The 26,852-nt window shown below is 73.1% G+C and carries 25 protein-coding genes; 18 read left to right on the forward strand and 7 right to left on the reverse strand.

Features of this window, described 5'->3' with window-relative positions:
• The first annotated feature begins 40 nt into the window (after positions 1–40).
• Positions 41–964: a LysR family transcriptional regulator gene (locus ACV7NM_RS25530; protein ID WP_463412467.1), complete on the forward strand. Its 924-nt coding sequence runs from the start codon at positions 41–43 to the stop codon at positions 962–964.
• Positions 965–1,059: 95 nt separating this feature from the next.
• Entirely contained in the window at positions 1,060–1,251 is a 192-nt protein-coding gene (locus tag ACV7NM_RS25535) for a DUF1059 domain-containing protein (protein ID WP_463412468.1), read from the forward strand.
• 24 nt (positions 1,252–1,275) lie between these two features.
• On the opposite strand, the gene ACV7NM_RS25540 is transcribed toward ACV7NM_RS25535, so the two are convergent.
• The 3 genes from ACV7NM_RS25540 to ACV7NM_RS25550 form a co-directional block, all read right to left on the reverse strand.
• Entirely contained in the window at positions 1,276–1,980 is a 705-nt protein-coding gene (locus tag ACV7NM_RS25540; protein ID WP_463412469.1) for a gamma-glutamyl-gamma-aminobutyrate hydrolase family protein, read from the reverse strand.
• A gap of 44 nt (positions 1,981–2,024) precedes the next feature.
• Entirely contained in the window at positions 2,025–3,497 is a 1,473-nt protein-coding gene (eat, locus tag ACV7NM_RS25545; protein ID WP_463412470.1) for an ethanolamine permease, read from the reverse strand.
• A gap of 188 nt (positions 3,498–3,685) precedes the next feature.
• On the reverse strand, positions 3,686–4,432 hold the full coding sequence (locus tag ACV7NM_RS25550) for a FadR/GntR family transcriptional regulator (RefSeq protein ID WP_463412471.1): 747 nt from the start codon (positions 4,430–4,432) through the stop codon (positions 3,686–3,688).
• A 77-nt stretch (positions 4,433–4,509) separates the two neighbouring features.
• On the opposite strand from ACV7NM_RS25550, the gene ACV7NM_RS25555 reads away from it, so the two are divergent.
• The 4 genes from ACV7NM_RS25555 to ACV7NM_RS25570 all read left to right on the forward strand — a co-directional run bounded on the left by ACV7NM_RS25555 (position 4,510) and on the right by ACV7NM_RS25570 (position 9,547).
• Positions 4,510–5,874, forward strand: a complete 1,365-nt coding sequence (locus tag ACV7NM_RS25555; protein WP_463412472.1) for a glutamine synthetase family protein — start codon at positions 4,510–4,512, stop codon at positions 5,872–5,874.
• Between the two features lie 20 nt (positions 5,875–5,894).
• Positions 5,895–7,286 carry an aldehyde dehydrogenase family protein gene (locus tag ACV7NM_RS25560; RefSeq protein ID WP_463412473.1) on the forward strand — a complete coding sequence of 464 codons (1,392 nt, stop codon included), beginning with the start codon at positions 5,895–5,897 and terminating at the stop codon, positions 7,284–7,286.
• 5 nt (positions 7,287–7,291) lie between these two features.
• Positions 7,292–8,104, forward strand: coding sequence for a 3-oxoacyl-ACP reductase (locus ACV7NM_RS25565; RefSeq protein WP_463412474.1), 813 nt, complete (start codon positions 7,292–7,294; stop codon positions 8,102–8,104).
• 126 nt (positions 8,105–8,230) lie between these two features.
• Positions 8,231–9,547 carry a haloacid dehalogenase-like hydrolase gene (locus ACV7NM_RS25570; RefSeq protein ID WP_463412475.1) on the forward strand — a complete coding sequence of 439 codons (1,317 nt, stop codon included), beginning with the start codon at positions 8,231–8,233 and terminating at the stop codon, positions 9,545–9,547.
• On the opposite strand, the gene ACV7NM_RS25575 is transcribed toward ACV7NM_RS25570, so the two are convergent.
• Together ACV7NM_RS25575 and ACV7NM_RS25580 are read right to left on the reverse strand one after the other, a co-directional pair.
• Positions 9,537–10,040, reverse strand: a complete 504-nt coding sequence (locus ACV7NM_RS25575; protein ID WP_463412476.1) for an FBP domain-containing protein — start codon at positions 10,038–10,040, stop codon at positions 9,537–9,539. The two genes, ACV7NM_RS25570 and ACV7NM_RS25575, sit on opposite strands and share 11 nt — an antisense overlap.
• A 131-nt stretch (positions 10,041–10,171) precedes the next feature.
• Entirely contained in the window at positions 10,172–11,365 is a 1,194-nt protein-coding gene (locus ACV7NM_RS25580) for an amino acid deaminase/aldolase (RefSeq protein WP_463412477.1), read from the reverse strand.
• Positions 11,366–11,519: 154 nt separating this feature from the next.
• Here ACV7NM_RS25580 and ACV7NM_RS25585 point away from each other — a divergent pair, with 154 nt between their 5' ends.
• From ACV7NM_RS25585 to ACV7NM_RS25595, 3 genes are read left to right on the forward strand one after another with little or no spacing between them, the layout of a single operon-like run.
• Positions 11,520–12,311, forward strand: coding sequence for a hypothetical protein (locus ACV7NM_RS25585; protein ID WP_463412478.1), 792 nt, complete (start codon positions 11,520–11,522; stop codon positions 12,309–12,311).
• Entirely contained in the window at positions 12,308–13,486 is a 1,179-nt protein-coding gene (mycP, locus tag ACV7NM_RS25590; RefSeq protein WP_463412479.1) for a type VII secretion-associated serine protease mycosin, read from the forward strand. Before ACV7NM_RS25585 ends, mycP begins: the two co-directional genes overlap by 4 nt.
• A 2-nt stretch (positions 13,487–13,488) precedes the next feature.
• Positions 13,489–14,229, forward strand: a complete 741-nt coding sequence (locus tag ACV7NM_RS25595; protein ID WP_463412480.1) for an SseB family protein — start codon at positions 13,489–13,491, stop codon at positions 14,227–14,229.
• Positions 14,230–14,318: 89 nt separating this feature from the next.
• Here the strand turns inward: ACV7NM_RS25595 and ACV7NM_RS25600 are convergent, their stop codons facing one another.
• The gene (locus ACV7NM_RS25600; RefSeq protein WP_329193830.1) at positions 14,319–14,705 is read right to left on the reverse strand and encodes a DUF1844 domain-containing protein; all 387 of its coding nucleotides are present in this window, start codon (positions 14,703–14,705) and stop codon (positions 14,319–14,321) included.
• A 355-nt stretch (positions 14,706–15,060) separates the two neighbouring features.
• On the opposite strand from ACV7NM_RS25600, the gene infC reads away from it, so the two are divergent.
• From infC to ACV7NM_RS25645, 9 genes are all read left to right on the forward strand, one after another.
• Complete coding sequence (infC, locus tag ACV7NM_RS25605) at positions 15,061–15,795, forward strand: translation initiation factor IF-3 (protein ID WP_463412481.1); 735 nt, start codon at positions 15,061–15,063, stop codon at positions 15,793–15,795.
• 101 nt (positions 15,796–15,896) lie between these two features.
• Positions 15,897–16,091 (forward strand): 50S ribosomal protein L35, encoded by a 195-nt coding sequence (rpmI, locus tag ACV7NM_RS25610; RefSeq protein WP_030012385.1) that lies wholly within the window; start codon positions 15,897–15,899, stop codon positions 16,089–16,091.
• Positions 16,092–16,195: 104 nt separating this feature from the next.
• Positions 16,196–16,582 carry a 50S ribosomal protein L20 gene (rplT, locus tag ACV7NM_RS25615; RefSeq protein ID WP_007263143.1) on the forward strand — a complete coding sequence of 129 codons (387 nt, stop codon included), beginning with the start codon at positions 16,196–16,198 and terminating at the stop codon, positions 16,580–16,582.
• A 187-nt stretch (positions 16,583–16,769) separates the two neighbouring features.
• The gene (locus ACV7NM_RS25620) at positions 16,770–17,630 is read left to right on the forward strand and encodes a TrmH family RNA methyltransferase (protein WP_463412482.1); all 861 of its coding nucleotides are present in this window, start codon (positions 16,770–16,772) and stop codon (positions 17,628–17,630) included.
• A 55-nt stretch (positions 17,631–17,685) separates the two neighbouring features.
• Positions 17,686–18,849, forward strand: coding sequence for a sensor histidine kinase (locus tag ACV7NM_RS25625; RefSeq protein WP_463412483.1), 1,164 nt, complete (start codon positions 17,686–17,688; stop codon positions 18,847–18,849).
• 150 nt (positions 18,850–18,999) lie between these two features.
• The gene (gene pheS / locus ACV7NM_RS25630) at positions 19,000–20,127 is read left to right on the forward strand and encodes a phenylalanine--tRNA ligase subunit alpha (RefSeq protein WP_463412484.1); all 1,128 of its coding nucleotides are present in this window, start codon (positions 19,000–19,002) and stop codon (positions 20,125–20,127) included.
• Positions 20,127–22,655, forward strand: a complete 2,529-nt coding sequence (pheT, locus tag ACV7NM_RS25635) for a phenylalanine--tRNA ligase subunit beta (RefSeq protein ID WP_463412485.1) — start codon at positions 20,127–20,129, stop codon at positions 22,653–22,655. The genes pheS and pheT overlap by 1 nt, the downstream gene beginning before the upstream one ends.
• Before the next feature lie 1,233 nt (positions 22,656–23,888).
• Entirely contained in the window at positions 23,889–25,226 is a 1,338-nt protein-coding gene (locus tag ACV7NM_RS25640; RefSeq protein ID WP_463412486.1) for a transcriptional regulator, read from the forward strand.
• A 51-nt stretch (positions 25,227–25,277) separates the two neighbouring features.
• Positions 25,278–25,808: an NUDIX hydrolase gene (locus tag ACV7NM_RS25645; RefSeq protein ID WP_463412487.1), complete on the forward strand. Its 531-nt coding sequence runs from the start codon at positions 25,278–25,280 to the stop codon at positions 25,806–25,808.
• A 58-nt stretch (positions 25,809–25,866) separates the two neighbouring features.
• On the opposite strand, the gene ACV7NM_RS25650 is transcribed toward ACV7NM_RS25645, so the two are convergent.
• Positions 25,867–26,760: a 3-hydroxybutyryl-CoA dehydrogenase gene (locus tag ACV7NM_RS25650; RefSeq protein ID WP_463412488.1), complete on the reverse strand. Its 894-nt coding sequence runs from the start codon at positions 26,758–26,760 to the stop codon at positions 25,867–25,869.
• Between the last annotated feature and the right edge of the window lie 92 nt (positions 26,761–26,852).

Below are 26,852 nucleotides of genomic sequence, written 5' to 3' on the forward strand. Positions count from 1 at the left end.
GGGCAGGGGGAGGTTTCGTATGAGGGCATAAACTGCATTTATGGGTAACGAGGAAGTGGTGCCACTGGCGCACCGCGTGCCGGACCTGGGCGCGCTGGAGCTGCTGCTGGCGGTGGCGCGGGTCGGCAGCCTGAGCGGGGCGGCCCGCCGGTTGGGGATCACCCAGCCGGCGGCGAGCAGCCGGATCCGGGCCATGGAGACCCGGCTGGGCGTGGCCTTGGTGGACCGCTCGCCGCGCGGGTCGACGCTGACGGCGGAGGGCGCCCTGGTCACGGACTGGGCCCGCCGGGTGGTGGAGGCGGCCGAGGCCTTCGACGTGGGCGCGCAGGCGCTGCGCGGGCGGCGGGACTCGCGGCTGCGGGTCGCGGCCAGCATGACGATCGCGGAGTACCTGCTGCCGGGGTGGCTGATCGCGCTGCGGGGACAGCGGCCGGGGACGGCGGTGTCCCTGCACGCGGGGAACTCGGCGCTCGTCGCCGAGCTGGTCCTCTCGCACGAGGCGGACCTGGGCTTCGTGGAGGGCCTCTCTGTACCCGACGGACTGGACTCGGTGGTCATCGCGCAGGACCGGCTCGTGGTGGCGGTCGCGCCGGGGCACGCCTGGGCCCGGCGCTCGCGGGGGGTGGAGGCCGCGGAGCTGGTGGCGACCCCGCTGATCCTGCGCGAGCGGGGGTCGGGGACCCGGCAGGTCCTGGACGCGGCGCTGGCCGCGTCCGGGGGACTGGCGCAGCCGCTGCTGGAGCTCGCGTCCACCACCGCGGTGAAGTCGGCGGCGCTCAGCGGGGCGGGGCCGTGCGTGTTGTCGGAGCTCGCGGTGGGGGACGAGCTGGCGTCCCGGCGGCTGGTGGAGGTCCCGGTCGTCGGGGCGGGGCTGGCGCGGGCGCTGCGGGCCGTGTGGCCGACGGGTGCCCGCCCGGCCGGGCCGGCCCGTGACCTGTTGTCGCTGACCCGGGCCCGCTCCTGAGCGGCGCGAGCCGATCACGGCCGGCCGGAACCCGTGTTCGCCACCGTGACGGTACGGGCGGACAATGGAGGCAGTCGGATCCGAGGAGGCGCGTGATGCGCAAAACGATCGACTGCCGCGAATTCCCGAGTGAATCGAACTGTAGCCTCTTCATGTCGGGCGAGGAGGAGGAACTGGTCCGCGCCGCCGAGCAGCACGCCGTGTCCGTGCACGGGCACGAGGCGAGCCCGGAGCTGCGCGAGCAGCTCAAGACGGCCATGAAGGACGAGGTCCCGCAGCACGCCTGAGGCGCTCGCAGTGCGCCTGAGCCGTCAGACGGCGAGGGCCGGGACGGTGGCGGCCGCCTCCACCAGCGCCGCCATCACCCGGGTGTCCTTGTCGCGCTCAGGGTGCCACTGCACGCCCACCACCCACCGGTCCGGGTCGGGCAGTTCGATGGCCTCGATGGTGCCGTCCAGCGCGTGCGCCGAGACCACCAGCCCGTCGCCCAGCCGGTCCACCGCCTGGTGGTGGTAGGTGGGGACCTCCGCCTCCTCCGGGACCAGGGACGCGTAGCGGGTGCCGTCGACGGGGCGGACCGGGTGCCACGAGGTGACGCCCGGGGTGTGCACATGGCCGTCGATGTGCTGGATCAGCGTGCCCCCCAGGGCCACGTTCAGCGCCTGCATGCCCCGGCAGATGCCGAGCAGCGGGGCGCCGGACTCCAGCGCGGCCCGGATGAGCGCCAGCTCCCACGTGTCGCGGACCGTCGCGGGTGCGCCCGTACGGGGGTCGCGCGCGGCGCCGTAGTGCACCGGGTCCACGTCGGGGCCGCCCGCGACGACCAGGCCGTCCACCCGGCTCAGCACCTCCGCGGCCCGCGACGGTTCGTCCGGGGGCAGCAGGACGGCCGCACCGCCCGCCGCCTGGACGAGTTCGTAGTACCCGGAGGGGACGAGGGAGGTCGCGAGGTCCCACACGCCGTAGCGGGTGGACTCCTCCACGTAGGTGGTGATGCCGATGAGCGGCCTGGGCACGTTTCTACCTCCGGGTGGACGGGAGCCGAGTCGGCGTCAGGATTTCAGTCACGGGTCAATTCCGCCTCGGCTTCGGCCAGCGCCGCGAACTCCTCCTCGGGCGCGGAGGCGACGAGCCGGTGGCGACTGTAGAAGGCGAAGTAGGCGAGGGCGACGGCGTAGACGGCCAACGCGATGAGGGCCGCGTCCTTGTCCACCAGGAAGGTGGCGACCAGTGCCGACAGGGCCAGGGCGAAGGCCACGGACGAGGTGACGGCGCCGCCCGGGGTGCGGTACGGGCGCTCCAGCCCCGGCTCGCGGCGCCGCAGCACGATGTGGGACAGGGCCATCAGGGCGTACGAGATGGTCGCGCCGAACACCGCGATGTTCAACATGCGAGGGCCGTTGCCGGTGGCGGCGGCCAGTGCGAAACCGATCGCGCCGGGTATCAGCAGGCCCAGGTACGGGGCCTTGCGCTTCGAGGTGAGCGACAGGAAGCGCGGCAGGTAGCCGGCGCGCGAGAGCGCGAAGAGCTGGCGGGAACCCGCGAAGATGAGCGAGAAGAAGGAGGCCACGAGTCCGGCGAGACCCGCGTAGTTGACGAAGGTCTTGAGCCAGGACAGGCCGGGGTCGCCCTCCAGCGCGACCACCAGCGGGTTGCCCGCGTCCGTGATGGCGTCCGCGCCGCGCGCGCCGGTGGAGGCCAGGAACGTCATCAGGGCCAGCAGGACGAGGATGCCCATGGAGATCGACAGCGCGCGGGGCATCGAGCGCACCGGGTCCTTGGCCTCCTCGGCCGCCAGCGGGACGCCCTCCACCCCGAGGAAGAACCACATGCCGAAGGGGAACGCGGCCCAGATGCCGAGGAAGCCGAGCGGCAGCCACGAACTCGCGCCCGCGGCGGAGGTGTCGACGGCGATGTCGTCGAGACGGGCCGGGTCGAACTCGGTGAACGCGCCCACCGCGAAGACGAGAAGGGCGAGCACGGCGACGGCGGTGACGACGAGCGAGAAGCGCAGGGCCTCGCCCACCCCCCACAGGTGGATGCCGATGAACACGGCGAAGCAGGCGAGGTAGACGGGCCATCCGGAGGTGAGGCCGAAGAGGTGCAGGGACTCGACGTAGTCGCCGATGAAGATGGAGATCGCGGCGGGCGCGAGGATGTACTCGATGAGGATGGCCGTACCCGTGAGGAAGCCGCCCCAGGTGCCCAGCGCCCGGCGGGCGAAACCGTAACCGCCGCCCGCAGTGGGCAAGATGGCGGACAGCTCGGCGAGCGAGAACACCAGGCAGGCGTACATCGCGCCCATCAAGGCGGTCGCGATGGCGAGGCCGCCGAACCCGCCCTGGGCGAGGCCGACGTTCCAGCCGGAGAAGTCCCCCGAGACGACGTAGGCGACGCCGAGGCCCGTGAGCAGCAGCCAACCGGCGCTGCCGCGGCGCAGTGTGCGGCGTTCCAGGTACGTGTCGCTTCCGGCCTCGGGGGCCTTGGTGGGTCCGGGCGCGGCGGTCAGCCGGCCCTCGATGTCGTCGGCCATGTGCGCTCCTGCCTGGGGCAAGGTGGTGCAACGGGTGGTGGGGTGACGCGTGCGGTGGTTGTGAGGGCGATGCCTGTGAGGGCAATGGTCGTGAGGCGTACCTTTGCGTCATGTGGGTGGAACGCGCAAGTCCCCCGCGTTGAACAGGCGTTACGAAACCCTCTCGATCCGGCGCCGCCCGCGACCGTTCACGCCAGGAAGCCCCGCAGCAGCGCGGCCGTGCCGCAGCAGTGCTCGCGCATCGTCTCGCGGGCCGAGTCCGCGTCCCGCTCCAGCACCGCCTCGACGAGCGCGGTGTGCTGCTGCTGCGAGTGCTCCAGGTTGCGCACCAACAGCGGGATGCAGTCCAGCAGATCGTTGACGGTGGCCCGGACGGCGGCGTACTGGGCCGTCAGGGTGGGGGAACCGGCCAGTTCGCACAGGGTGAGGTGGAACAGGGTGTCCTGGCGGCGGTAGTCCTGGAGCGGGGCGTCGTGGGTGGCGGCCAGAGCGGCGAGCAGCCGTTCCGTCCCCTCCTCGGTCAGCCCGTGCGCGGCGCACAGACCCGCCGCGCCCACCTCCAGGACCTCGCGGAAGCGCAGGGCGTCCTCGATGTCCACCCGCGCGACCCGGCGCCGCAGCTCCCGCTCCGCGCCGTCGGCCGGCGTGTCGGGACGGGCCAGCACGAACGTTCCGCCGTACCGGCCGCGCCGGGCCTCCACCAGGCCCTGGTCCTGGAGCACCTTCAGCACCTCGCGCAACGTGACCCGGCTGATGCCCATCCGCTCCGCCAACTCCCGCTCCGGCGGTAGCCGTTCCCCGCCAGGCACCAGCCCCAGTCGAACCACCTGGAGGATCTGCTCCAGCGCCTCCTCGAAACCGTTGCCGGCCCGCACCTGCCGCAGCACGGGATTCAACCGCGCGATCGCGTCGCCCTCGCCCGCCGTGTCGGTCATCTGGGCTCCACCCCTTCCCAAGCAATGGTTCTGTTCAATACCTTAGGCCCACTCGGCTCACCGAAGGAGAGATTCCAGTGGTAGACCGCAAGCCGCCGCTCGCGCCCGAGGAGCTCCGCTCCCTGGTCGCGGACGGCGAGATCGACACAGTCGTCCTGGCCTTCCCCGACATGCAAGGGCGCCTCCAGGGCAAGCGGTTCGCCGCACAGTTCTTCCTCGACGAGGTCCTCGCCCACGGCACCGAGGGCTGCAACTACCTGCTCGCCGTCGACACCGAGATGAACACCGTCGACGGATACGAGATGTCCTCCTGGGACCGCGGCTACGGCGACTTCGCCATGCACCCCGACCTCGCCACCCTGCGCCGCGTCCCGTGGAACCCCGGCAGCGCCTTCGTCCTCGCCGACCTCGCCTGGAACGACGGCACGCCCGTCGTCGCCGCGCCCCGGCAGATCCTGCGCCGCCAGTTGGAGCGCCTCGCCGAACACGGGTACGACGCGATGGTCGGCACCGAGCTGGAGTTCATGGTGTTCCAGGACACCTACGAACAGGCCTGGAACTCCCGCTACCGCGACCTGACCCCCGCCAACCAGTACAACATCGACTACTCGGTCCTCGGCACCGGCCGCGTCGAGCCCCTGCTGCGCCGCATCCGCAACGAGATGCAGGCCGCCGGCCTGGTCGTCGAGTCCGCCAAGGGCGAGTGCAACCTCGGGCAGCACGAGATCGTCTTCCGCTACGACGAGGCCCTCACCACCTGCGACCAGCACTCCGTCTACAAGACGGGTGCCAAGGAGATCGCCGCCCAGGAAGGCGTCTCGCTCACCTTCATGGCCAAGTACGACGAGCGCGAGGGCAACTCCTGCCACATCCACCTCTCGCTCACCGACGCCGACGGGCACAACGCGATGGCCGGGGACGGCCCCGACGGCATGTCCCCGGTGATGCGGCACTTCCTGGCCGGCCAACTCGCCGCGCTGCGCGACTTCTCCCTTCTCTACGCCCCGAACATCAACTCGTACAAGCGTTTCAGGCCCGGTTCCTTCGCCCCTACCGCCGTCGCCTGGGGCGTGGACAACCGGACCTGCGCCCTGCGCGTGGTCGGCCACGGCCGCTCCACGCGCTTCGAGAACCGCCTCCCCGGCGGCGACGTCAACCCCTACCTCGCCGTCGCCGGACTGGTCGCGGCCGGCCTCTATGGCATCGAGAACCGCCTCGAACCGCCCCAGGCCTGCACCGGCAACGCCTACACCGGCGACTACGCGCACGTCCCGAGCACCCTGCGCGAGGCCGCGGAACTCTGGGAGAACAGCGAGATCGCCAAGGCCGCCTTCGGCCCCGAGGTCGTCGCCCACTACCGCAACATGGCCCGCGTCGAACTCGACGCCTACGACTCGGCGGTCACCGACTGGGAACTGCGCCGCTCCTTCGAACGCCTGTAACCCCCCCCTTGGAGAAGTCTGTGAGGCACCACGTGTCCGATGTGTCGGCCCCCTCCGTCCTGCGCGTGCTGAACCCGGCCACCGAGGAACTCGTCGCCACCGTCCCGACCGCCACACGGGACGACGTCGACGCCGCCGTCGCCAGAGCCGCCGCCGCACAGCGGGGCTGGGCGGCGGCGTCCCCCGCGGACCGGGCCCGGTCGCTGCGCCGCTTCGCCGCCGTGGTGGACGGACACATCGAGGAACTGGCCCTGCTGGAGGTCCGCGAAGCCGGCCACACCATCGGCAACGCCCGCTGGGAAGCAGGCAACGTACGCGACCTGCTCGACTTCGCCGCCGGGGGAGTCGAACGGCTCTCCGGCCGCCAGATCCCCGTCGCCGGCGGCATCGACGTCACCTTCCTCGAACCCCTCGGCGTCATCGGCGTGATCGCCCCCTGGAACTTCCCCATGCCGATCGCCGCCTGGGCGCTTGCGCCGGCCCTCGCCGCGGGCAACGCCGTCCTCCTCAAGCCCGCCGAGACCACCCCCCTCACCGCCCTGCGCCTCGCCGAACTGGCCCTGGAAGCCGGGATTCCCGAGCACCTCTTCCAGGTGCTCCCCGGGCCGGGCGCCGTCACCGGCGACGCGCTCGTGGAACACCCCGGAGTCGCGAAGATCGTCTTCACCGGCTCCACGGCGGTCGGCAAGCAGATCATGGCCAAGTGCGCCGACCGGGTGAAACGGCTCACCCTCGAACTCGGCGGCAAGAGCCCCAACATCGTCTTCGCCGACGCCGACATCGAGGCCGCGGCCGCCGCCGCCCCCATGGCCTTCCTCGACAACACCGGCCAGGACTGCTGCGCCCGCACCCGCATCCTCGTCCAGCGCTCCGCCTACGACCGGTTCCTGGAACTGGTCACCCCCGCCATCGAGGCCGTACGCGTCGGCGACCCGGCCGACGAGAAGACCCAGATGGGCCCGCTGATCTCGCGCGCCCAGCTCGAACGCGTCCGCGGGTACGTCACCGACGACCTGACCGCCGTCCGCGGCACGGCCCCCGAAGGACCCGGCTTCTGGTACCCGCCGACCCTCGTCACGGACGTCGCCCCCACCGCGCCCGTGGCCGTCGAGGAGGTCTTCGGTCCCGTCGCCGTCGTCCTGCCCTTCGAGGACGAGGAGGACGCCGTACGCCTGGCCAACGCCACCGACTACGGGCTCTCCGGTTCCCTGTGGACCCGCGACATCGGCCGCGCCCTGCGCGTCTCGCGCGCCGTCGCCGCCGGGAACCTGTCCGTCAACTCCCACAGCAGCGTCCGCTACTGGACCCCCTTCGGCGGCTACAAGCAGTCCGGCCTCGGCCGGGAGCTCGGACCCGACGCCCTGACCGCATTCACCGAGACCAAGAACGTCTTCATCAGCACGGAGGCCTGAAGCGCATGTCGAACGAGCCCAACGAGTCCAACGAGTCGAACGAAGAGATCGTCTGCCGCCGCCTGGTCGGCCGTACCGCCGTCATCACCGGCGCCGGCAGCGGCATCGGCCTCGCCACCGCCCGCCGCCTGGCCTCCGAGGGCGCCAACGTCGTCTGCGGCGACATCGACGAGAGGGCCGGCAAGGCCGCGGCCGAGGAAGTCGGCGGCACCTTCGTCAAGGTCGACGTCACCAGCCCCGAGGAGGTCGAAGCCCTCTTCAAGACCGCCTTCGACACCTACGGCTCCGTCGACATCGCCTTCAACAACGCCGGCATCTCCCCGCCGGACGACGACTCCATCCTCACCACCGGCCTGGAGGCCTGGAAGCGCGTCCAGGACGTCAACCTCACCTCCGTCTACCTCTGCTGCAAGGCCGCCCTGCCCTACATGCGGCGCCAGGGCCGCGGCTCCATCATCAACACCGCCTCCTTCGTGGCCGTCATGGGCGCCGCCACCTCCCAGATCTCCTACACCGCGTCCAAGGGCGGCGTCCTCGCCATGTCCCGCGAACTGGGCGTGCAGTTCGCCCGCGAGGGCATCCGCGTCAACGCCCTGTGCCCGGGACCCGTCAACACCCCGCTGCTCCAAGAGCTGTTCGCCAAGGACCCCGAGCGGGCCGCCCGGCGCCTGGTGCACATCCCGCTCGGCCGGTTCGCCGAACCCACCGAGATCGCCGCCGCCGTCGCGTTCCTCGCCAGCGACGACTCCTCCTTCGTCAACGCCACCGACTTCCTCGTGGACGGCGGTATCGCCGGCGCGTACGTCACACCCCTGTAGGACGCCCGGGCCTCCACGCCCGTCCCGTCCTCCCCCGACAGCCGGGCGTCGCACGACGCCCGGCCGTCGTGCTCCGGACCGTCCCCGCAAATCCCGGTGATCTTCGTAGAGCAGGAGCGTCCCCCCATGACCCCACCCGCCCGCGCGCGCCGCCTCCGGGCCGCGGCCGCCGCCGTCACGCTCGCCGCCGGCGCCCTCGCGGCCACCGCGCCCACCGCCCAGGCCGTACCCGGAGCCCGCTGCACCACCCCGAAGGTCGCGGGCGGCTGGTACGGGGACAACCGGGAGCGGCTCCAGCGACTGATCGACCGGTACGGGACGTGCGACCCGTACCGGCCCGCCCACACCAAGCCCGTCGCCGTCTTCGACTGGGACAACACCGTCGTCAAGAACGACGTCGGGGACGCAACGATGTACTGGCTGCTGCGCAACGGGAAGATACGCCGGCCCGGGACCGGCGACTGGTCGTCCACCAGCCGCTACCTCACCCCGGCCGCCGCCTCCGCCCTCGCCGACGCCTGCGACGCCCTGGCCCGCCCCGGCGCCCCGCTGCCCACCGGCACCCCGTCGGGCACGGCCTGCGCGGACGAGGTGCTGGCCGTCTACGGCACCGCAGCCACCCGGGCCGGCGCCCCGGCCTTCACCGGCTGGGACCACCGCACGGTCGAACCCGCCTACGCCTGGCTGGCACAACTGACGCAGGGGCGGAGCCCCGCCGAGGTCCGCGCCTTCGCCGCCGCCGCCCGCGCCGAGAACCTCGCCGCGCCCGTCGACGCCACACAGCGGGTCGGCAGCGCCACCGTCACCGGCTGGGTCCGCTACTACGACCAGCAGAAGGACCTCGTCGACGCGCTGCGGAAGGCCGGCTTCGACGTGTGGATCACCTCCGCGTCGCCCCAGCCCGTCGTGGAGGTCTGGGCGAAGGGCGTCGGCGTCGCCGCCGACCGCGTCATCGGCATCCGCAACACCACCACACCCGACGGCAGGTTCACCGCCCACCTCAAGGGCTGCGGGTCGGTGCGGGACGGCGCGGACACGATGATCACCTACATCGACGGCAAGCGCTGCTGGATCAACCAGGAGGTCTTCCACGTGCGCGGAGCCGCCGCGCAGAAGGTCGGGCCGGCCGCCCGGCGACAGGTCTTCGCGGCGGGCGACTCCGACACCGACGTCTCGTTCCTGCGCGACGCGACCGCGCTGCGGCTCGTACTGAACCGGAACAAGGACGAACTGATGTGCCGCGCCTACGACAACGGCGACGGCGCGTGGATCGTGAACCCGATGTTCATCGAGCCGAAGAAGCGGAAGATCGCCCCGTACCCGTGCGCGACGACGGGCTACGTCGACCACGACGGCACGCCCGGCCCTGTCCGCCGGGCCGACGGGAGCGTCGTCCCCGACCAGACGGACCCGGTGTTCCCGCCGGCGGCCGTCAGCCGGTGACCTTGGCGGCGAAGACGTCCAGGTTCGCCTCCGCGCGCGCCACCCGCTCCTCCAGGGTCAGCGTCTCCTCGTAGCCGCGCGCCCGCAGCTTCGGCTGCCGCTTGCCCCGCATGTAGAGGGAGCACGCCAGGTCGGCGCAGACGTACGTCCCCACGCTGTTGCCCTCCCGGCCGCGAGCCCCCGCCAGGGGGGCGACGAGGAGGGCGACGCCGGAGGAGGCGTGCCCGGTCAGGCAGATCTGGCAGATGCTGGACTTGAAGGCGCCCGCCCGGTTGGCGCCCGGCACCCGCAGGGTGATGCCGACGGGGGAACCGTCCGTCCCGGGCCGCACGATGTGGGCGCGCAGCGGCGCGCCGGGATCGACCCAGCCCAGGAAGTCCAGGTCGTCCCACGGCAGTTCGGCGAAGTCCAGCGGCAGCTTCAGCCGGGCCGCCTCGCCCTTGCTGCAGTTCACGAAGGACGAACGGATCTGTTGTTCGGTGAGCGGGTCCATGGGCGGCAGGTTACGTGCCGGTACGGACGCCGGTCATCCGATATTCCCCCTGGTCGCCTCCCCCTGCTCCGTCGCCGTTCGCCGTCACAGGAAGGTGCGGCCCTCGCCCCGGTAGGTCGGGGCGGTGGCCGTCACAGGAAGGTGCGGCCCTCGCCCCGGTAGGTCGGGGCGGTGGCCGTCACCCGGTCACCCTCGACCAGGTGCAGGGCGTCGAAGCGCTCACACAGCTCACCGGCCTTCGCGTGGCGGAACCAGACCCGGTCCCCGATCAGCAGGTCGTCGGCCGGGGCGCCCAGGAGCGGCGTCTGCACCTCGCCCGCGCCCTCCTGCGGGTCGTAGCGCAGTCCCCGCGGCAGGTACGGCTCCGGCAGCCGGTCCGGGCCGGCCGCGCCGGAGGCCGGGTAGCCGCCGCCGAGCACCGTCACCACCCCGACGCCGGGCCTGCGGACCACCGGCTGGGCGAAGAGCGCGGCCGGCCGGCCCCGGAACGAGGTGTAGTTGTCGAACAAGCGCGGCACGTACAGCCCCGACCCGGCGGCGATCTCCGTGACGGCGTCCTCGGCGGCGGTCTGCTGCACGCTGCCGGTGCCGCCGCCGTTGACGAACTCCAGGTCCGGGACGACGGCGCGCACGGCCCGCACCGCCTCGGCGCGGCGGGCGGCGAGCTCCTTGCGCGCCGCGGCCTGCATCAGCCGGATCGCCCCGGAGCGCACGGGGCGTCCCGCGAGGCGGTCGCCGACCCCGGCGACGTGGCCCTCGTATCCCATCACCCCCACCACCCGGAACCCCGGCCGCGCGCTCACCGCCCGGGCGAGCGCCGCGAGCTCGGCCGGCTCGCGCAGCGGCGAACGGCGGGCTCCGACGCGGACCCTGCCGCCGAGCAGACGCAGCGAGGTGTCCAGCTCCAGACAGACCCGGATCTCCTGGGCGCCGCCGTCGCGGGAGCGGTCGATCAGCTCCAACTGCGCGGGGTCGTCGACCATCACGGTGACGGCGGAGGCGAGTTTCGGGTCACCGGCCAGCTCGGCGAAGCCGGCGCGGTCGGCGCAGGGGTAGGCGAGGAGCACGTCCTCGAAACCGGAGCGGGCCAACCAGACGCTCTCCGCGAGGGTGTACGACATGATCCCGGCGAACCCGGGCCGGGCCAGCACCCGTTCGAGCAGCGCCCGGCAGCGCACGGACTTGCTGGCCACGCGGATCGGCTTGCCGCCGGCGCGACGGACGAGGTCGTCGGCGTTGGCGTCGAACGCGTCCAGATCGACGATCGCCAGCGGGGCGTCGAGGTGGGCGGTGGCCGCGTCGTACCGGGCACGGTCGGAAGTCATGGCGGCAGCCTGCCACGTGGGTGTACCCGCGGGTAAGGGGTCGGCCGCGCTCCCCTGGGACGTCCCACCATCCGGGACGCCGCCGGCGGGCCCGCGCGACCTCGTAGAGTACGGACGAAGGCCGCAGCGGACGAACGGGGGGCTGAGCCGCCGGATGACGACGTCCACACCGCTGCCCGCGGACCTCGCCGAACCCGGACCAGGGGCGAGCACCGGCCGCCGGAGCCCCGCCCGTGTCACCGCCGCCGTGCTCTGCGCGCTGCTCGGCACCGGCCTCACCGCCGGGGCCGCCGCCACCGCCTGGAACGACCACCGCGCCGCCCACCGCCCCCTGCCGGCCCGAGCCGCCTACCGCGCGGCCGGGTCGCTGTGGCGCGACGCCCCCGTCGACCGCCTCTTCCCGCCCGTGCTCGACGGCCCCGGTGACGGTCCCGGCGGCGCCGACCGGACCTGGACCCGGATCGCCCTCGCCCCCGACGCCGACTGCGGCCCCGCCGCCCTCAACGCCGACTGGCGCGCCGCGCTGGCCGCCACCGGCTGCGCCCGCGTCCTGCGCGCCACCTACACCGACTCCACCCGCAGCTCCCTCGTCAGCGTCGGCCTGGTCTTCACCACCGCCGACCCCGCCACCATGGACGGGCTGCGCGGCCGGCTCCCGGCCCCCTCCGGCTTCGGCTTCACCGACCCGCGACGCGCCACCTGGGCCGCGGGTGTCGTCCCCGGTGCCCCGGCCGTGGTCTACGCCGTCTCCGCCTTCGCCGACGGTCGCCTCCAGGACGCGCCCCAGCCGGCCGAGGAGGCCGCGCGGCCCGCCGCGACCGGGGCCGCGGCGCAGGCGGGGCTGGGGTACGAGGCCAAGGCGGTCGCCGGGCGCCTCGAACGCGCCGTCGAGGACCTCGCCGCCCCGCCGGCGCCGCACCCCACGGACCCGGAGCCCGCCCGATGAGCCGAACCCGTACCTCGGCGGCCCTGACCGTCGCCGCCCTCGTCACCGCCGCCACCGCCCACCCCGCGACCGCCGACACCATCCGCGACCACCAGTGGGGCCTGCTGACCCTGCGCGCCGAAGAGGCCTGGGGCACCACCCAGGGCGAGGGGGTCACGGTCGCCGTCGTCGACACCGGCGTCGACGCCACCCACCCCGACCTCACCGGCCAGGTACTCGACGGCGCCGACCTCGTCGGCATGGGCGCCGGCCCCGGCGATCGCGCCTGGGCCCGCCACGGCACCGCGATGGCCGCCATCATCGCCGGGCGCGGCCACGGCCCCGACCACGCCGAGGGAGTGCTCGGCGTGGCCCCGCGGGCCAAGATCCTCCCGGTCCGGGTGATCCTGGAGGAGAACGACCCCGGTCGGGCCAAGGCCCGTGACAGCAAGGCGGGGGCCCTCGCCGAAGGCATCCGCTGGGCCGCCGACCACGGCGCCGACGTCATCAACCTCTCGCTGGGCGACGACAGCGAATCCGCCCACCACGAAGGCGCCGAGGACGAGGCGGTCCAGTACGCCCTCGGCAAAGGCGCGGTGGTCGTCGCCTCCGCCGGCAACGGCGGCGAACACGGCGACCCCATCTCCTACCCGGCCGCCTACCCCGGCGTGATCGCCGTCGCCGCCGTCGACCGCAAGGGCCGCAAGGCCGACTTCTCCACCCGCCACTGGTACGCCACCGTCAGCGCCCCGGGCGTCGACGTGGTCAGCGCCGACCCCGACCGCAGCTACTACGTGGGCTGGGGGACCAGCGCCGCCGCCGCCTTCGTCTCCGGCACGGTCGCCCTGGTCAAGGCCGCCCACCCCGGACTGTCCCCGGCCCAGATCAAGAAGCTGCTGCGGGACACCGCCGCGGACGCCCCGGCGGGCGGACGCGACGACTCCCGCGGCTACGGCACGGTGGACGCCGTCGCGGCGCTCCAAGGGGCGCAGGGCCTGCGGCCGGAAGCCCCGCTGCCCACGCCCGTCGCGGCCGGGCGGCCGTACTTCGGCCCCGGTCCGGAGCGGGCGGCCCGCCCCGAGCGCAGGCCCCGGCTGGGCGCCGGGGCGGCGGGGGTCGCGGGCGTGGCGCTGCTGGTGGTGGCCGGCGTACTGGCCCGGCGTCCGCGCGTCGCGCGGCGGGATAGGGTCGGTTGATTGTGGCGAACAAGAACATCCCCGACCCCGGTTTCTCCGACGACGACGGCTCCGCCGATCCCGCTCTGAGCGCGGCCCTGGCCGCCTGGGCGCAGGACCGCTCCCGCGAACCGCAGGTGCTGGCCGCCTTGAAGGGCGCCCGCCTGCTGGTCCCCGTCGTCGCCATGCTCGGCGAGGTCGAGACCGACCCCGAGACGGGCCTGAAGCGCGAGAAGACCAGCGACATGGCCGTGCCCACCCTGACCGCGGGCGACCGCCGGGCGCTGCCCGCCTTCACCTCGACGGCCTCCCTGGCGCTGTGGGACCCGGCGGCCCGCCCCGTGGCGGTCCCCCTGCACCAGGCCCTGGCGGCGGCAGCTCACGAGAAGGCCGACACGATCGTGCTCGACCTGGCCGGTCCCGTCCCGTACCAGCTCGCCGGCCCCGCCCTGCTGGCCCTCGCGGAGGGCCGCACGGACCCCGACCCGCTCGCGGACCCCGCGGTGCGCGAGGCCGTACGGGCGGCGGTGGCGGGGGAGCCGGACGTGCGGCGCGCCCACCTCGGCCCGGGGGCCGCGGGCTCCGACGGCATCCTCGCCATCGTGCCGACCTCCGACGCGGGCGGACCGGCCGCCGCCCGGCGGGTGGCCGAGGCCTTGGCGGCCGACGAGACCCTGCGGGGCCGACTGGTGCGCGGGCTGGACCTGGCCCTGCTGCCGGCGACCGCCGCGGCGCCGCCGGGGGAGCCGCTCTTCACGCGCTGAGGCGCCGGCCCGGGACGAGGGCGGCGTGCGTACGACGAAGGGCCGGGACTGCCGCGCGGCGGCGGTCCCGGCCCTTCGTCGGTCGAGGGCTACGCGTAGACCGGCCCCGTGAACTTCTCGCCCGGCCCCTGGCCCGGCTCGTCCGGGACGATCGACGCCTCGCGGAAGGCGAGCTGGAGCGACTTGAGGCCGTCGCGCAGCGGGGCCGCGTGGAAGGAGCTGATCTCGGTGGCGCTCGCGGTGACCAGGCCGGCGAGGGCGGTGATCAGCTTGCGGGCCTCGTCGAGGTCCTTGTGCTCGGAGTCGGGCTTGTCCAGGCCCAGGTTGACCGCCGCGGCGCTCAGCAGGTGCACGGCCACCGTGGTGATCACCTCGACGGCGGGCACGTCCGCGATGTCGCGGGTCATGGCGTCGTAGTCGGGGGCGTCCGGCGTGGAGCCGTCCTCGGTGGCGGGGGTGGGGGTCGCGTCAGTCATGCCTCACACGATAAGCCGGGTCGCGGTGGCCGCCGACCGCCCGCTCGGGGTGAGCGGCTCTGGCGCGGAATGCTATATTGGGCTACGACCGGCCGGAGACCTGTGTCCCCGGCCCACAAGTGGAGGCTCCGATTCTCCCACCTGACCGCCTTCCGGGGCGGCGGGTCACCGGTCAGGTGGTATCCATCGTTCCGTACGGACGATGGAAAGCCGCCCGAGTCTGCGCCCCGCGGTTCGCACGCGACGGTGCTCCGGTTGTTTTGGAGCCCCTGCCTGTGTCCCGGCGGGGCTTTTTTCATATCCCGCCGAGGCCGGTCTGACGACACCAACGTCAACGGCTGCCTGCCAGGCAGTCGTGTGGTGCTACCGAGGAGGATCCATCAGCACCGAGCCCCGCATCAACGACCGGATTCGCGTTCCCGAGGTACGACTCGTCGGTCCCAGCGGCGAGCAGGTCGGCATCGTGCCGCTTGCCAAGGCGCTTGAGCTCGCGCAGGAGTACGACCTCGACCTGGTCGAGGTCGCGGCGTCCGCACGCCCGCCGGTCTGCAAGCTCATGGACTACGGCAAGTTCAAGTACGAGTCGGCCATGAAGGCCCGTGAGGCGCGCAAGAACCAGGCGCACACGGTCATCAAGGAAATGAAGCTCCGGCCGAAGATCGACCCGCACGACTATGACACCAAGAAGGGTCACGTCGTTCGGTTCCTCAAGCAGGGCGACAAGGTCAAGATCACGATCATGTTCCGTGGTCGCGAGCAGTCCAGGCCGGAACTCGGCTACCGACTGCTGCAGCGCCTCGCTTCGGACGTCGAGGACCTCGGGTTCATCGAGTCGAACCCGAAGCAGGACGGCCGAAACATGATCATGGTTCTCGGTCCGCACAAGAAGAAGACCGAGGCGATGGCCGAAGCCCGCGAGGCGCAGGCCGCCCGCAAGGCCGAGCGCCAGGGTGTCGCCCCCGCCGGCGAGGAGGAGGCTTCCGAGGAAGCCGCCACCGCCGTCGAGGCCGACACAGACGAGGCAGTGGTCTCCGCCGAGGCCGCCTCCGACGAGGCGGACACCTCTCACGAGGCATCTGCCGAGGCCTGATCCCGAGGCAGCCGTCTCGGAATCACCGACACAACATGACGCTCCCGTGAGCCGGTCCCCAGGACCGGCGGGAGCGCCACCGACGAGGAGATAACGGCGCCATGCCGAAGAACAAGACGCACAGCGGAACCAAGAAGCGCTTCAAGGTCACCGGCTCCGGCAAGGTGCTCCGTGAGCGCGCCGGCAAGCGCCACCTGCTCGAGCACAAGTCGTCCCGTGTCACCCGCCGCCTGACCGGCAACGCGGAGATGGCCCCCGGCGACGCCGCGAAGATCAAGAAGCTTCTCGGCATCTGATCCGCTTCCGCTCCCGTGCCGGGAGCGGGCGGTTCACGACCGGGACCCCATCTGAATTCGGGCCGTGTGAAGACACCCACGGCCCCGCTACAAGGAGTTAAAAAGTGGCACGCGTCAAGCGGGCGGTAAACGCCCACAAGAAGCGCCGGGCGATCCTCGAGGCGGCCTCCGGCTACCGCGGTCAGCGTTCGCGCCTGTACCGCAAGGCCAAGGAGCAGGTCACCCACTCGCTGGTCTACAACTTCAACGACCGCAAGAAGCGCAAGGGCGACTTCCGTCAGCTGTGGATCCAGCGCATCAACGCCGCTGCCCGCCAGAACGGCATGACGTACAACCGCCTCATCCAGGGTCTCAAGGCCGCCAACATCGAGGTGGACCGCAAGATCCTCGCGGAGCTGGCCGTCAACGACGCCAACGCGTTCGCCGCGCTCGTCGAGGTCGCGCAGAAGGCCCTCCCGGCCGACGTCAACGCCCCGAAGGCCGCTGCCTAAGGACTGGCCGGCCGCTTAACGCAGTCGGCACCCACGGACCCGCAGGCGAATCGCCTGCGGGTCCGTGTGCTTTCGCCCCGCGCGCCGGGGCCCCGCGACCCCGCTCGTCTCCGACCGGCCAGGCCCCCGTGGCCCGACGTCCCGCCGGAGCCGGGCCCAGGACACCCGAGAAAGAACCGCTGACGCCATGGGCACCCCCGCCGAGCTGATCTCCCCCCGGTCCCCGCGGGTGGCCGCCGCCAGGCGCCTGGCGCGGCGCAACTTCCGCACCAAGGAGCGCCGGTTCATCGCCGAGGGCCCGCAGGCGGTCCGCGAGGCCGTCGAGCACCGGGGCCCCGACGGCGCCCCGACCCTGATCGAGCTGTTCGCCACCGTCGAGGCCGCCGAGCGGTACGCCGACATCGTCGAGGCCGCGCTGCTGGCCGGGGCGCGCGTGCACTACGCCTGCGACGAGGTGCTCGCCGAGGTCTCGCAGACCGTCACCCCCCAGGGCCTGGTCGGCGTCTGCCGATTCCTCGACTCGCCGTTCGAGGACATCCTCGGAGCCGGCCCCAAGCTGGTCGCCGTCCTCGCGCACGTACGCGACCCCGGCAACGCCGGCACGGTGCTGCGCTGCGCGGACGCCGCCGGTGCCGACGCGGTGGTGCTGACCGACGCCTCCGTGGACCTGTACAACCCGAAGTCGGTACGGGCCTCGGTCGGCTCCCTCTTCCACCTGCCGGTGGCCGTCGGAGTGCCCGTGGAGCAGGCCGTGGAGGGCCTGCGGGCCGCGGGCGTACGCATCCTCGCGGCCGACGGGGCGGGCACGGACGACCTGGACGCCGAACTGGACGCGGGCACCATGGGCGGGCCCACCGCCTGGGTCTTCGGCAACGAGGCGTGGGGGCTGCCCGAGGAGACCCGGGCGCTGGCGGACGCCGTCGTACGCGTCCCGATCCACGGCAAGGCGGAGAGCCTGAACCTCGCCACGGCCGCCGCGGTGTGCCTGTACGCGTCCGCGCGTGCACAGCGGGCGCCCGGAGGGTGCCGCTCCGTGACCCCCAGCTAGTAATGTGGCGGCCCGGGGACCCACCGTGGTACTCGGAAATGTGGGGTACGGGGACATGAGCGTCGGTACGAACAGCTCGCCGGCGGCCGCCGGAGCGGCCGGGCCGTCGCGCCGCGCCGTTCCCGCGGAGGCCGGTCCGGCGGATCTCGGGGCCTTCGGGATAGACGCCGACGACCTCCCCGACGGGCTGGTCGTCGCCGATGCCACCGGCCGGGTCATCTGTTTCAACTCCGCCGCCGCCCGGATCACCGCGCTCGCGCCCGGCGAGGCGCTCGGGGCACGGATCGAGCGGGCGCTGCCGCTGGAGGACCTCGAAGGCCGCCGCTGGTGGGCGCTGACCGACCCGTACGGGGGCCTGGCCACCCGACGCGGGCAGCCCGAGCGGAACCTGCTGCTCCCGGGCGGCCGGGAGGTCCTGGTCTCCGCCCGCTACGTGCGCACCCATCCCACCGGCCCGCTGCGCCGCCTGGTGATCACCCTGCGCGGCACCGAGGCCCGGCGGCGCACCGAGCGCAGCCACGCCGAGCTGATCGCCACCGTCGCGCACGAACTGCGCTCGCCGCTGACCTCCGTCAAGGGCTTCACCGCGACCCTGCTCGCGAAGTGGGGCCGGTTCACGGACGACCAGAAGCGGCTGATGCTGGAGACCGTCGACGCGGACGCCAACCGCGTCACGCGGCTGATCACCGAACTGCTGGACATCTCCCGCATCGACTCCGGGCGGCTGGAGGTGCGCCGCCAGCCGGTGGACATCACCACCGCCGTCGGCCGCCACGTCCAGGCGCTCACCGCCAACGGGCAGGCCCCCGAACGGTTCCTCGTACGGGTCAGCCGGCCGCTCCCCGACCTGTGGGCCGACCCGGACAAGATCGACCAGATCCTGGGCAACCTGCTGGAAAATGCGGTGCGGCACGGTGAGGGAACCGTCACCATCGACGTATCGCCGACCACCTTCGCGAACGCCGCGGGGAAGACCGAGAAGGGAACCGCCGTCACCGTGACCGACGAGGGCCCCGGTATCCCCGAGGAGTCGATGGGCCGCGTGTTCACCCGCTTCTGGCGGGGCAGCAAACGCGGCGGCACGGGCCTGGGCCTGTACATCGTCAAGGGCATCGTCGAGGCCCACGGCGGCACCATCACCGTCGGCCGAGGCCCCGGCGGCGGCGCCGAGTTCCGATTTGTCCTGCCCGTCGCCGCCCCGGCCTACCTCACGCAGTAACCCTGCGGAGCGTCTCGCCAGGCGGCCCACGGGCTCCTTCACCCCCGGCGACCTTTAGACTCGTGCTTTGGCACCTTTGTGTCTCTGCTTCGATCGGTCTGATCGAGTCGTACGGGGACCACCAGCCAGCCATCGGAAGTACGGGAAGAGATGTCGGCACCGAACAAGTCGTACGACCCTGTCGAGGTCGAGGCACTGAAACCGGAAGAGATCGAGCGCATGCGGGACGAGGCGCTCGCCGCCTTCGCGGCCGCCGGCGACCTCGACGAGCTCCGGGAGGCGAAGACCGCGCACATGGGCGACCGCTCGCCCCTGGCGCTCGCCAACCGCGAGATCGGCGCCCTGCCGCCCCAGGCCAAGGCCGAGGCGGGCAAGCGCGTCGGCCAGGCCCGTGGCGCCGTGAACAAGGCCTTCGGGGCCCGCACCGTCGAGCTCGAAGCCGAGCGCGACGAGCGGGTGCTGGTCGAGGAGGCCGTGGACGTCACGCTGCCCCACGACCGGGTGCCCGCCGGCGCCCGGCACCCCCTGACCACCCTGATGGACCGCATCGCGGACATCTTCACGGCCATGGGGTACGAGGTCGCCGAGGGACCCGAGGTCGAGGCGGAGTGGTTCAACTTCGACGCCCTCAACTTCACGCCCGACCACCCGGCACGCCAGATGCAGGACACCTTCTTCGTCCGGGGGCCGGAAGGCACCGAGGGCGACGAGTCGGGCGTCGTGCTGCGCACCCACACCTCCCCGGTGCAGGCGCGCTCGCTGCTGGAGCGCAAGCCGCCCGTCTACATCGTCTGCCCGGGCCGGGTGTACCGCACCGACGAGCTCGACGCGACGCACACCCCGGTCTTCCACCAGGTCGAGCTGCTCGCCGTGGACGAGGGCCTGACCATGGCGGACCTCAAGGGCACCATGGACCACATGGTCCAGGAGCTCTTCGGCGAGGGCACCACCACGCGTCTGCGCCCGCACTTCTTCCCGTTCACCGAGCCGTCCGCCGAGATGGACATGCAGTGCTACGTCTGCCGCGGCGAGTCGGTGGGCAACCCCGACCGCCCCTGCCGTACCTGCTCCAGCGAGGGCTGGATCGAGCTGGGCGGCTGCGGCATGGTCAACCCCAAGGTGCTCGTCGCCTGCGGTGTGGACCCCGAGAAGTACAGCGGGTTCGCCTTCGGGTTCGGCATCGAACGGATGCTGATGTTCCGCCACAACGTCGAAGACATGAGAGACATGGTCGAGGGTGACGTCCGTTTCACCCGGCCGTTCGGGATGGAGATCTGATGCGGGTCCCGCTTTCCTGGTTGCGGGAGTACGTCGACCTCCCCGCGGGTGAAACCGGTCGCGACGTCGCGGCCAAGCTCGTCGACGCCGGCCTGGAGGTCGAGACCGTCGAGCAGCTCGGCGCCGGGCTCAAGGGCCCCCTCGTCGTCGGTCAGGTCCTGACCATCGAGGAGCTGGAGGGGTTCCGCAAGCCGATCCGGTTCTGCACGGTCGACGTCGGCGGTGCCAACGGCACCGGCGAGCCGCAGGAGATCGTCTGCGGCGCCCGGAACTTCTCCGTCGGCGACAAGGTCGTCGTGGTCCTGCCCGGCGCGGTGCTCCCGGGTGACTTCGCGATCGCCTCGCGCAAGACGTACGGCAAGACCTCCCACGGCATGATCTGCTCCGGCGAGGAGCTGGGCATGGGCGACGACGGCACGCACGGCATCATCGTGCTGCCGCCGGAGCACGAGGTCGGCACCGACGCGATCGAGCTGCTCCAGCTCGTCGACGAGGTCCTCGACATCGACATCACCCCGGACCGCGGCTACTGCATGTCGATGCGCGGCGTGGCCCGCGAGGCCGCCACCGCCTACGGCCTGCCGCTGCGCGACCCGGCGCTGCTGGACGTGCCCGCGCCGAACTCGTACGGCTACCTCGTCAAGATCGACGATCCGGCCGGCTGCGACCGTTTCACCGCCCGTACGGTGACCGGTCTCGACCCGGAGGCCCGCTCCCCGATCTGGCTCACGCGCCGCCTGCAGAAGGCGGGCATGCGCCCGATCTCGCTCGCCGTCGACATCACCAACTACGTGATGCTGGAGCTCGGCCAGCCGCTGCACGCGTACGACCGCTCGCGCCTGGACGGCGCCATCGGCGTCCGCCGCGCCGAGCAGGGCGAGACGTTCACCACCCTCGACGGGGTCAAGCGCACGCTCGACGCCGAGGACCTGGTGATCACCGACAACAACGGGCCGATCGGCCTCGCCGGTGTCATGGGCGGCGCCAACACCGAGATCGCCGACTCCGTGACCGACCCCGAGACCGGACAGGTCACGGGCACCACGGACGTCGTCATCGAGGCCGCGCACTTCGACGCCGTGTCGATCTCGCGCACCGCCCGCCGGCTCAAGCTGTCCTCGGAGGCGTCCAAGCGCTTCGAGCGGGGCGTCGACCCGCAGGCCGCCGCCGCGGCCGCCCAGCGGACCGTCGACCTGCTCGTCCTGCTCGCCGGCGGCGCCGCCGAGGCCGGCGTCACCGAGCTCACCGCCCCGGGTGCCCCGCGCACCATCGCGATGAGCGCGGACCACCCGGACCGGGTGGCGGGCATGGACTACGGCCGCGAGACCGTCGTGCGCCGCCTCCAGGAGATCGGCTGCGACGTGTACGGGCAGGACGAGCTCGTCGTCACCGTCCCGTCCTGGCGGCCCGACCTCGCCGAGCCCAACGACCTCGCCGAAGAGGTCATCCGACTGGAGGGCTACGGGAACCTCCCGTCGACCCTGCCGCAGGTGCCCTCGGGCCGCGGCCTGACCGCCCGGCAGCAGTTGCACCGCCGGGTCGGCCGCGCGCTGGCCGGCGCGGGCTACGTCGAGGCGCTCAGCTACCCGTTCATCGGGGAGGGCGTCCTCGACCAGCTCCAGCTGCCCGAGCACGACGCCGCCCGGCAGGTCGTCAAGCTGGTCAACCCGATCTCCGACGAGGAGCCGGCGCTGCGCACGACGCTGCTGCCGGGTCTGCTGGGCGCGCTGCGCCGCAACGACAGCCGGGGCAGCCACGACCTCGCGCTCTTCGAGACCGGTTCCGTCTTCCTCGCCGCCGGGCAGCCGGGCGTCGCCGTGCGACTGCCCGTCGACCGTCGTCCCACGGACGAGGAGATCGCCACGCTGAACGCCGCCCTCCCGGCGCAGCCGCGGTACGCCGCGGTCGTGCTGGCCGGGGCGCGTGAGCAGGCCGGCTGGTGGGGCAAGGGCCGTCCGGCGGACTGGGCGGACGCCGTCCAGGCGGCGCGTTCGCTGGCCGTCGAGGCCGGTGCCGAGCTGGTGGTGCGTCAGGGTCAGTACGGACCGTGGCACCCGGGCCGGTGCGCGGAGCTGGTCGTCACCCTGGACGGGGTGGAGACGGTCATCGGCCACGCCGGTGAGCTGCACCCGCGCGTGGTCAAGGCGATGGGCCTGCCGGCGCGCACCAGCGCCATGGAACTCGACCTGGACCGCCTCGCGGCGGCCGGCGGCGAGGCCGTGCAGGCGCCCCGGATCTCCACCTTCCCGGTGGCGACCCAGGACGTCGCGCTGATCGTGGACGCGTCGGTCGCGGCGTCCGCGGTGGAGGCGGCCCTGCGCGAGGGCGCGGGCGAACTCCTCGAATCGCTGCGGTTGTTCGACGTGTTCACCGGTGAGCAGGTCGGGGAGGGCAAGAAGTCCCTGGCGTACGCGCTGCGCTTCCGCGCGGCCGACCGGACGCTGACGGCGGAGGAGTCGACGGCGGCGCGAGACGCGGCCGTGGCGCTGGCCGCCGAACGCACGGGGGCGGCGCTGCGCGGAGCGTAGCCGCCGCGGGCTCTGCCGAGGGGCGCATCCGGATTCCCGGCTGCGCCCCTCACCCATTCCCGGCCCCCACCTCAGCGCCCGCCGCACCGGCGGCGAATCCCGTCCACCCCGGACCGTGCGCTTCAAGCGCCGGCGGGGCTGCAAGGTCGGCTCTGCCTCCCGGCCGTGCCCTCGGCATCGCCGGTGTCGGCGGCGAGTGCGGCCGCGCGAGCGCCCCGGTGTCCGGCCAACCGGCCTGTCCGGGGCTCCGCACCGCTCGCCGCGTCGCAAACGCCGGCGAGGCTGAAGGACCGGCCCCCGGCGTCGCCGGGGGCGGTGAGCCAGGCAGGGAAGCGCCGCGGCGTGACGGCCCCGGCCCCTGCCCAGGCCGGTCGCGGCTCCGCCGCACCCCGCGCCCCCGCCGCACCCCGCGCCCCCGCGCCGGTGCCCCGGCCTCCGCCTGGAATGTCGGGGCGCCATCGTGCGCCCAGTGCCGCCTGCGTCGGCGCGGCCGAAGGGTCGGCTCCGGCCGCCGGCCGTGATCTCGGCGTCGCCGCCTCGGCGGTCGAGCGCCGCGGCGCGAACGCCCCGGTCTCCGCCTGGACCTGTCGGGCCTTCGGCCCGCGCCTCAGGCCTCACGTCCCGGCGGCCTGCAAGATCGGCCCCGTCCCCATGCACTCGCCGGGTCGGGCGAGCCCGGCGGTAAGGCGTCGCCGCGCGAGTGCCCCGGTCTCCGACCGGCCTTTCGGGGCTCCGCACCGCTGCCCGCGCGCCGCCGCGCCCGGTTCCCAGGCCTCTGCTCCGGCATATCGGGGCTCGGGCCCGCGCCTGTGCCCCTGGGTCGGCACGGCCGAGGGATCGGGTGCGGCCCGCGCAGTGGGGCTGGGCCGGCCGGGCGCAGGGGGCGGCCCCGGGCGGGACAGCGCACCGGGTCCCGGTGGAGGGCCCGGTGCGCGGTCGCCCCGGTTCCCGCCGGGCCCGGCGACCAACCGGGCGGCGGCGGAACCGCGGCGCGCCGCCCGCCTGCCGTGGAGTGTCGGGCAGACAACAGGACGGGCGGCGCGGTGCCGGGTCGTCGCACTGTACGAGGGGGAGCCGACGACCCGAGCGGCCTCTTGGCGAGGCCCTTAAGTGAAGCGTCCCCGGGCACCCCAGCGGCAGGGTGCGTATCGCATTTATGCGCGTACTCGGTTCACACCCCGTGTGAACCGCGCACCCACTAGCCTGAGCGGGACAAAGCCCTTGGAGGGGTCCATGCAGCCCAACGCCCTGCTCGACGCCCTCCTCGTCGAGGCGGGAATGTCACACGCGGGCCTCGCCGCGCACGTCAACCAGGCGGGCCGGTCCCGCGGACTGGCGCTGCGCTACGAACACACCGCCGTCTCACGCTGGTTGAAGGGGCAGCGGCCCCGCGGTCAAGTGCCCGAGCTGATCTGCGAGGTGCTCGGCGGGCGGCTGCGGCGGCCCGTCTCGCTGGACGACGCCGGACTCGGGCCACCCGGGAGGCCCGCGCTCCATCCGACCCCGCTCAGCGGCTTCGTGGACCGCGCCGCCGCGCTCTGGCGGGCCGACGAGCAGGGCCGGTCCCTGCCCACGGCCGCTGAGGCGCTCACCGGAACGCCCGCCGTGATCCCCGTCTGGGAGTGGGAGAATCCGCCCGAGGACGGTGACGTGTCCCGTGAGGGCACCCACCGCGTCGGCCCCGAGCACATCGAGATCCTGTGCGCCGCCCGCGCCCACTACGAGCTGATGTACCGCCGCTCGGGCGGCCTCGCCACCCGCGCCCGCATCGTGCGCTTCCTCGGCAGCGAGACCGCGCCCATGCTGCGCGGGAGTTACTCCGACGCCCTCGGACGGCAACTGCACCGTGCGACCGGGTCCCTGGTGGCGGTGGCGGGGATCTGCGCGTACGACTCGGACGCCCACGGCCTCGCGCAACGGTACTTCCACCAGGCGCTGCGACTCGCGAAGGCGAGCGGTGACCGGGGCCTCGGGGCGTACGTGATCGCACTGCTCGTCAACCAGTCGCTGCACCTGCGCGACCACCGGCAGGCCGTTGCCTTCGCGGAGGCCGCGCTGCGGGCCGCCGGAGGGCAGACCACCCCGGCCCTGGCCGCCGACCTCTACGCCATGCAGGCCAAGGCCTACGCCCGACTCGGCGACGCGGCAGCCGCGTTGGCCTGCATCCGGCGCGCCGAGACGGCCGCCGAACGGATCCACCCGGGCGCGGAGCCCGCCGAGACCGGGTACGTACAGCCCGGGTTGGTCAACGTACAGGTGGCCGAGGCCCTGCTCAGCCTGGGCGATCTGGCGGCCGCGCACGCCCAGGCGGCGGCGGCCGCCGGGACCCCGGCGCACGACCGCGGCCGGGTCCACCGGCTGGCCATGCTGTGCGAGGTGCAACTGCGCCAGGGGGAGGCGGACCGGGCGGTGGCGTCCGCGGCCGAAATGGCGGAACGGGCCAAGGGGATGGAGTCGCTGCGGCTGCGCGAACGGTTGCGCACGGTCCGGGAACAGTTGCTGACCAGCCGCTGCGCGGGCGCCGAGGAGACCGCCCGGCTCATCGACGGGGCTTTGCGCGTTCCCCTGTGACGGCCACAACTGCTGCCATGTTGCCACCCGTTGAAGAAAGGTGGCAAAGCCGTGCAGTGGACGAACCTGAGTGAGCAGACCGTGTACAAGAACCGCTGGTTCGATGTGAACCTCGCGGATGTGGAACTCCCCGACGGGCGGCACCTGGACCACTTCGTGATCCGGCTGCGGCCCGTCGCCGCGGCCACGGCCGTCAACGACGCCAACGAGGTGCTGCTGCTGTGGCGCCACCGCTTCATCACCGACAGCTGGGGCTGGGAACTTCCCGCCGGGGTGGTCGAGGACGGCGAGGACATCGCGGTCGCGGCGGCCCGCGAGATGGAGGAGGAATCGGGCTGGCGGCCCGGCCCGCTGCACCACCTGATGACGGTCGAGCCCTCCAACGGGCTGACCGACGCGCGCCACCACCTCTACTGGGCGGACGGGGCGACGTACACCGGCCACCCCGAGGACGACTTCGAGTCATCGCGCCGCGCTTGGGTCCCGCTCAAACAGGTCCCGGACATGATCACCCGAGGCGAGATACCGGCCGCCAACATGGCGGCCGGTCTGCTCCTGCTGCGCCACCTGCGCCTGGGCTGAGCCCTGCCCGGCCGGTGCGTCCCGTCCGGCCCTGCCCGGCCGGCGCGTCCCGTCCGGTTCAGCCGTACGGGTAGAAGCCCGCACCCGTCTTGCGACCGAGGCGGCCGGCGTCCACCATCCGCTGGAGCAGCGGGGGAGCGGCGTACAGCGGCTCCTTGAACTCGGCGTACATGCTGTCCGCGACCGAGGCGACGGTGTCCAGGCCGATCAGGTCCGCCAGCTTCAGCGGGCCCATCGGGTGGGCGCAACCCAGCTCCATGCCGTTGTCGATGTCCTCGCGGCTGGCGATGCCGGACTCGAACATCCGGATCGCGGACAGCAGGTACGGGATGAGCAGCGCGTTGACCACGAAGCCGGACCGGTCCTGGGCGCGGATCGCGTGCTTGCCGAGCCCGTGCCGCACCAGGGCCTCGGCCCGCTTCACGGTCTCGTCGCTCGTGGTCAGCGCGGGAATCAGCTCGACCAGCTGCTGCACGGGGGCCGGGTTGAAGAAGTGGATGCCGATGACCTGGTCGGGCCGTGAGGTCGAGACGGCCAGCTTGACCAGCGGGATCGAGGAGGTGTTGGACGCCAAGATCGCGTCCGGACGGGTGATCACCTGGTCCAGGACCTGGAAGATCTCCGTCTTGACCTGCTCGTTCTCGACGACGGCCTCGATGACGAGGTCCCGGTCGGCGAACTCACCGAGGTCTGTGGTGAAGGTGAGGCGGGCCAGGGTGGCGTCCCGCTCCTCCTCGCTGATCTTGCCGCGTTCGGCGGCCTTGGTCAGGGAGTTGTACAGCCGGGTACGTCCGATCTCCAGGGCCTCGCCCGTGGTCTCGGCGACCTTGACCTCAAGGCCACTGCGGGCGCACACCTCGGCGATACCCGCGCCCATCTGGCCACAGCCCACTACGCCGACTCGAGTGATGTCGGAAGGGAGGTCAGTCACTTCGTGCCTTTCGCTGCTCATCCGTCGGCGGGTCCCCCGTCCTCCGCAGTGGTAACTGCTGTCCGGCGCCCGCCACGCCCCACGACGTTACCCCCGACCATCCACCGGGTGAG

The sequence above is a fragment of the Streptomyces sp. Tek67B01 genome, from assembly GCF_055231995.1.

Bases quoted from the DNA above. Each gene is read 5' to 3' on its own strand.
- ACV7NM_RS25565 (WP_463412474.1), top strand. From the start codon at position 7,292: ATGTCGAACGAGCCCAACGAGTCCAACGAGTCGAACGAAGAGATCGTC.
- pheS (WP_463412484.1), top strand. From the start codon at position 19,000: ATGTCGGCACCGAACAAGTCGTACGACCCTGTCGAGGTCGAGGCACTG.
- ACV7NM_RS25625 (WP_463412483.1), top strand. From the start codon at position 17,686: ATGAGCGTCGGTACGAACAGCTCGCCGGCGGCCGCCGGAGCGGCCGGG.
- rpmI (WP_030012385.1), top strand. From the start codon at position 15,897: ATGCCGAAGAACAAGACGCACAGCGGAACCAAGAAGCGCTTCAAGGTC.
- ACV7NM_RS25585 (WP_463412478.1), top strand. From the start codon at position 11,520: ATGACGACGTCCACACCGCTGCCCGCGGACCTCGCCGAACCCGGACCA.
- eat (WP_463412470.1), bottom strand. From the start codon at position 3,497: ATGGCCGACGACATCGAGGGCCGGCTGACCGCCGCGCCCGGACCCACC.
- ACV7NM_RS25580 (WP_463412477.1), bottom strand. From the start codon at position 11,365: ATGACTTCCGACCGTGCCCGGTACGACGCGGCCACCGCCCACCTCGAC.
- ACV7NM_RS25530 (WP_463412467.1), top strand. From the start codon at position 41: ATGGGTAACGAGGAAGTGGTGCCACTGGCGCACCGCGTGCCGGACCTG.
- mycP (WP_463412479.1), top strand. From the start codon at position 12,308: ATGAGCCGAACCCGTACCTCGGCGGCCCTGACCGTCGCCGCCCTCGTC.
- ACV7NM_RS25620 (WP_463412482.1), top strand. From the start codon at position 16,770: ATGGGCACCCCCGCCGAGCTGATCTCCCCCCGGTCCCCGCGGGTGGCC.
- ACV7NM_RS25550 (WP_463412471.1), bottom strand. From the start codon at position 4,432: ATGACCGACACGGCGGGCGAGGGCGACGCGATCGCGCGGTTGAATCCC.
- ACV7NM_RS25535 (WP_463412468.1), top strand. From the start codon at position 1,060: ATGCGCAAAACGATCGACTGCCGCGAATTCCCGAGTGAATCGAACTGT.
- ACV7NM_RS25570 (WP_463412475.1), top strand. From the start codon at position 8,231: ATGACCCCACCCGCCCGCGCGCGCCGCCTCCGGGCCGCGGCCGCCGCC.
- ACV7NM_RS25640 (WP_463412486.1), top strand. From the start codon at position 23,889: ATGCAGCCCAACGCCCTGCTCGACGCCCTCCTCGTCGAGGCGGGAATG.
- ACV7NM_RS25575 (WP_463412476.1), bottom strand. From the start codon at position 10,040: ATGGACCCGCTCACCGAACAACAGATCCGTTCGTCCTTCGTGAACTGC.
- pheT (WP_463412485.1), top strand. From the start codon at position 20,127: ATGCGGGTCCCGCTTTCCTGGTTGCGGGAGTACGTCGACCTCCCCGCG.
- ACV7NM_RS25600 (WP_329193830.1), bottom strand. From the start codon at position 14,705: ATGACTGACGCGACCCCCACCCCCGCCACCGAGGACGGCTCCACGCCG.
- ACV7NM_RS25650 (WP_463412488.1), bottom strand. From the start codon at position 26,760: ATGAGCAGCGAAAGGCACGAAGTGACTGACCTCCCTTCCGACATCACT.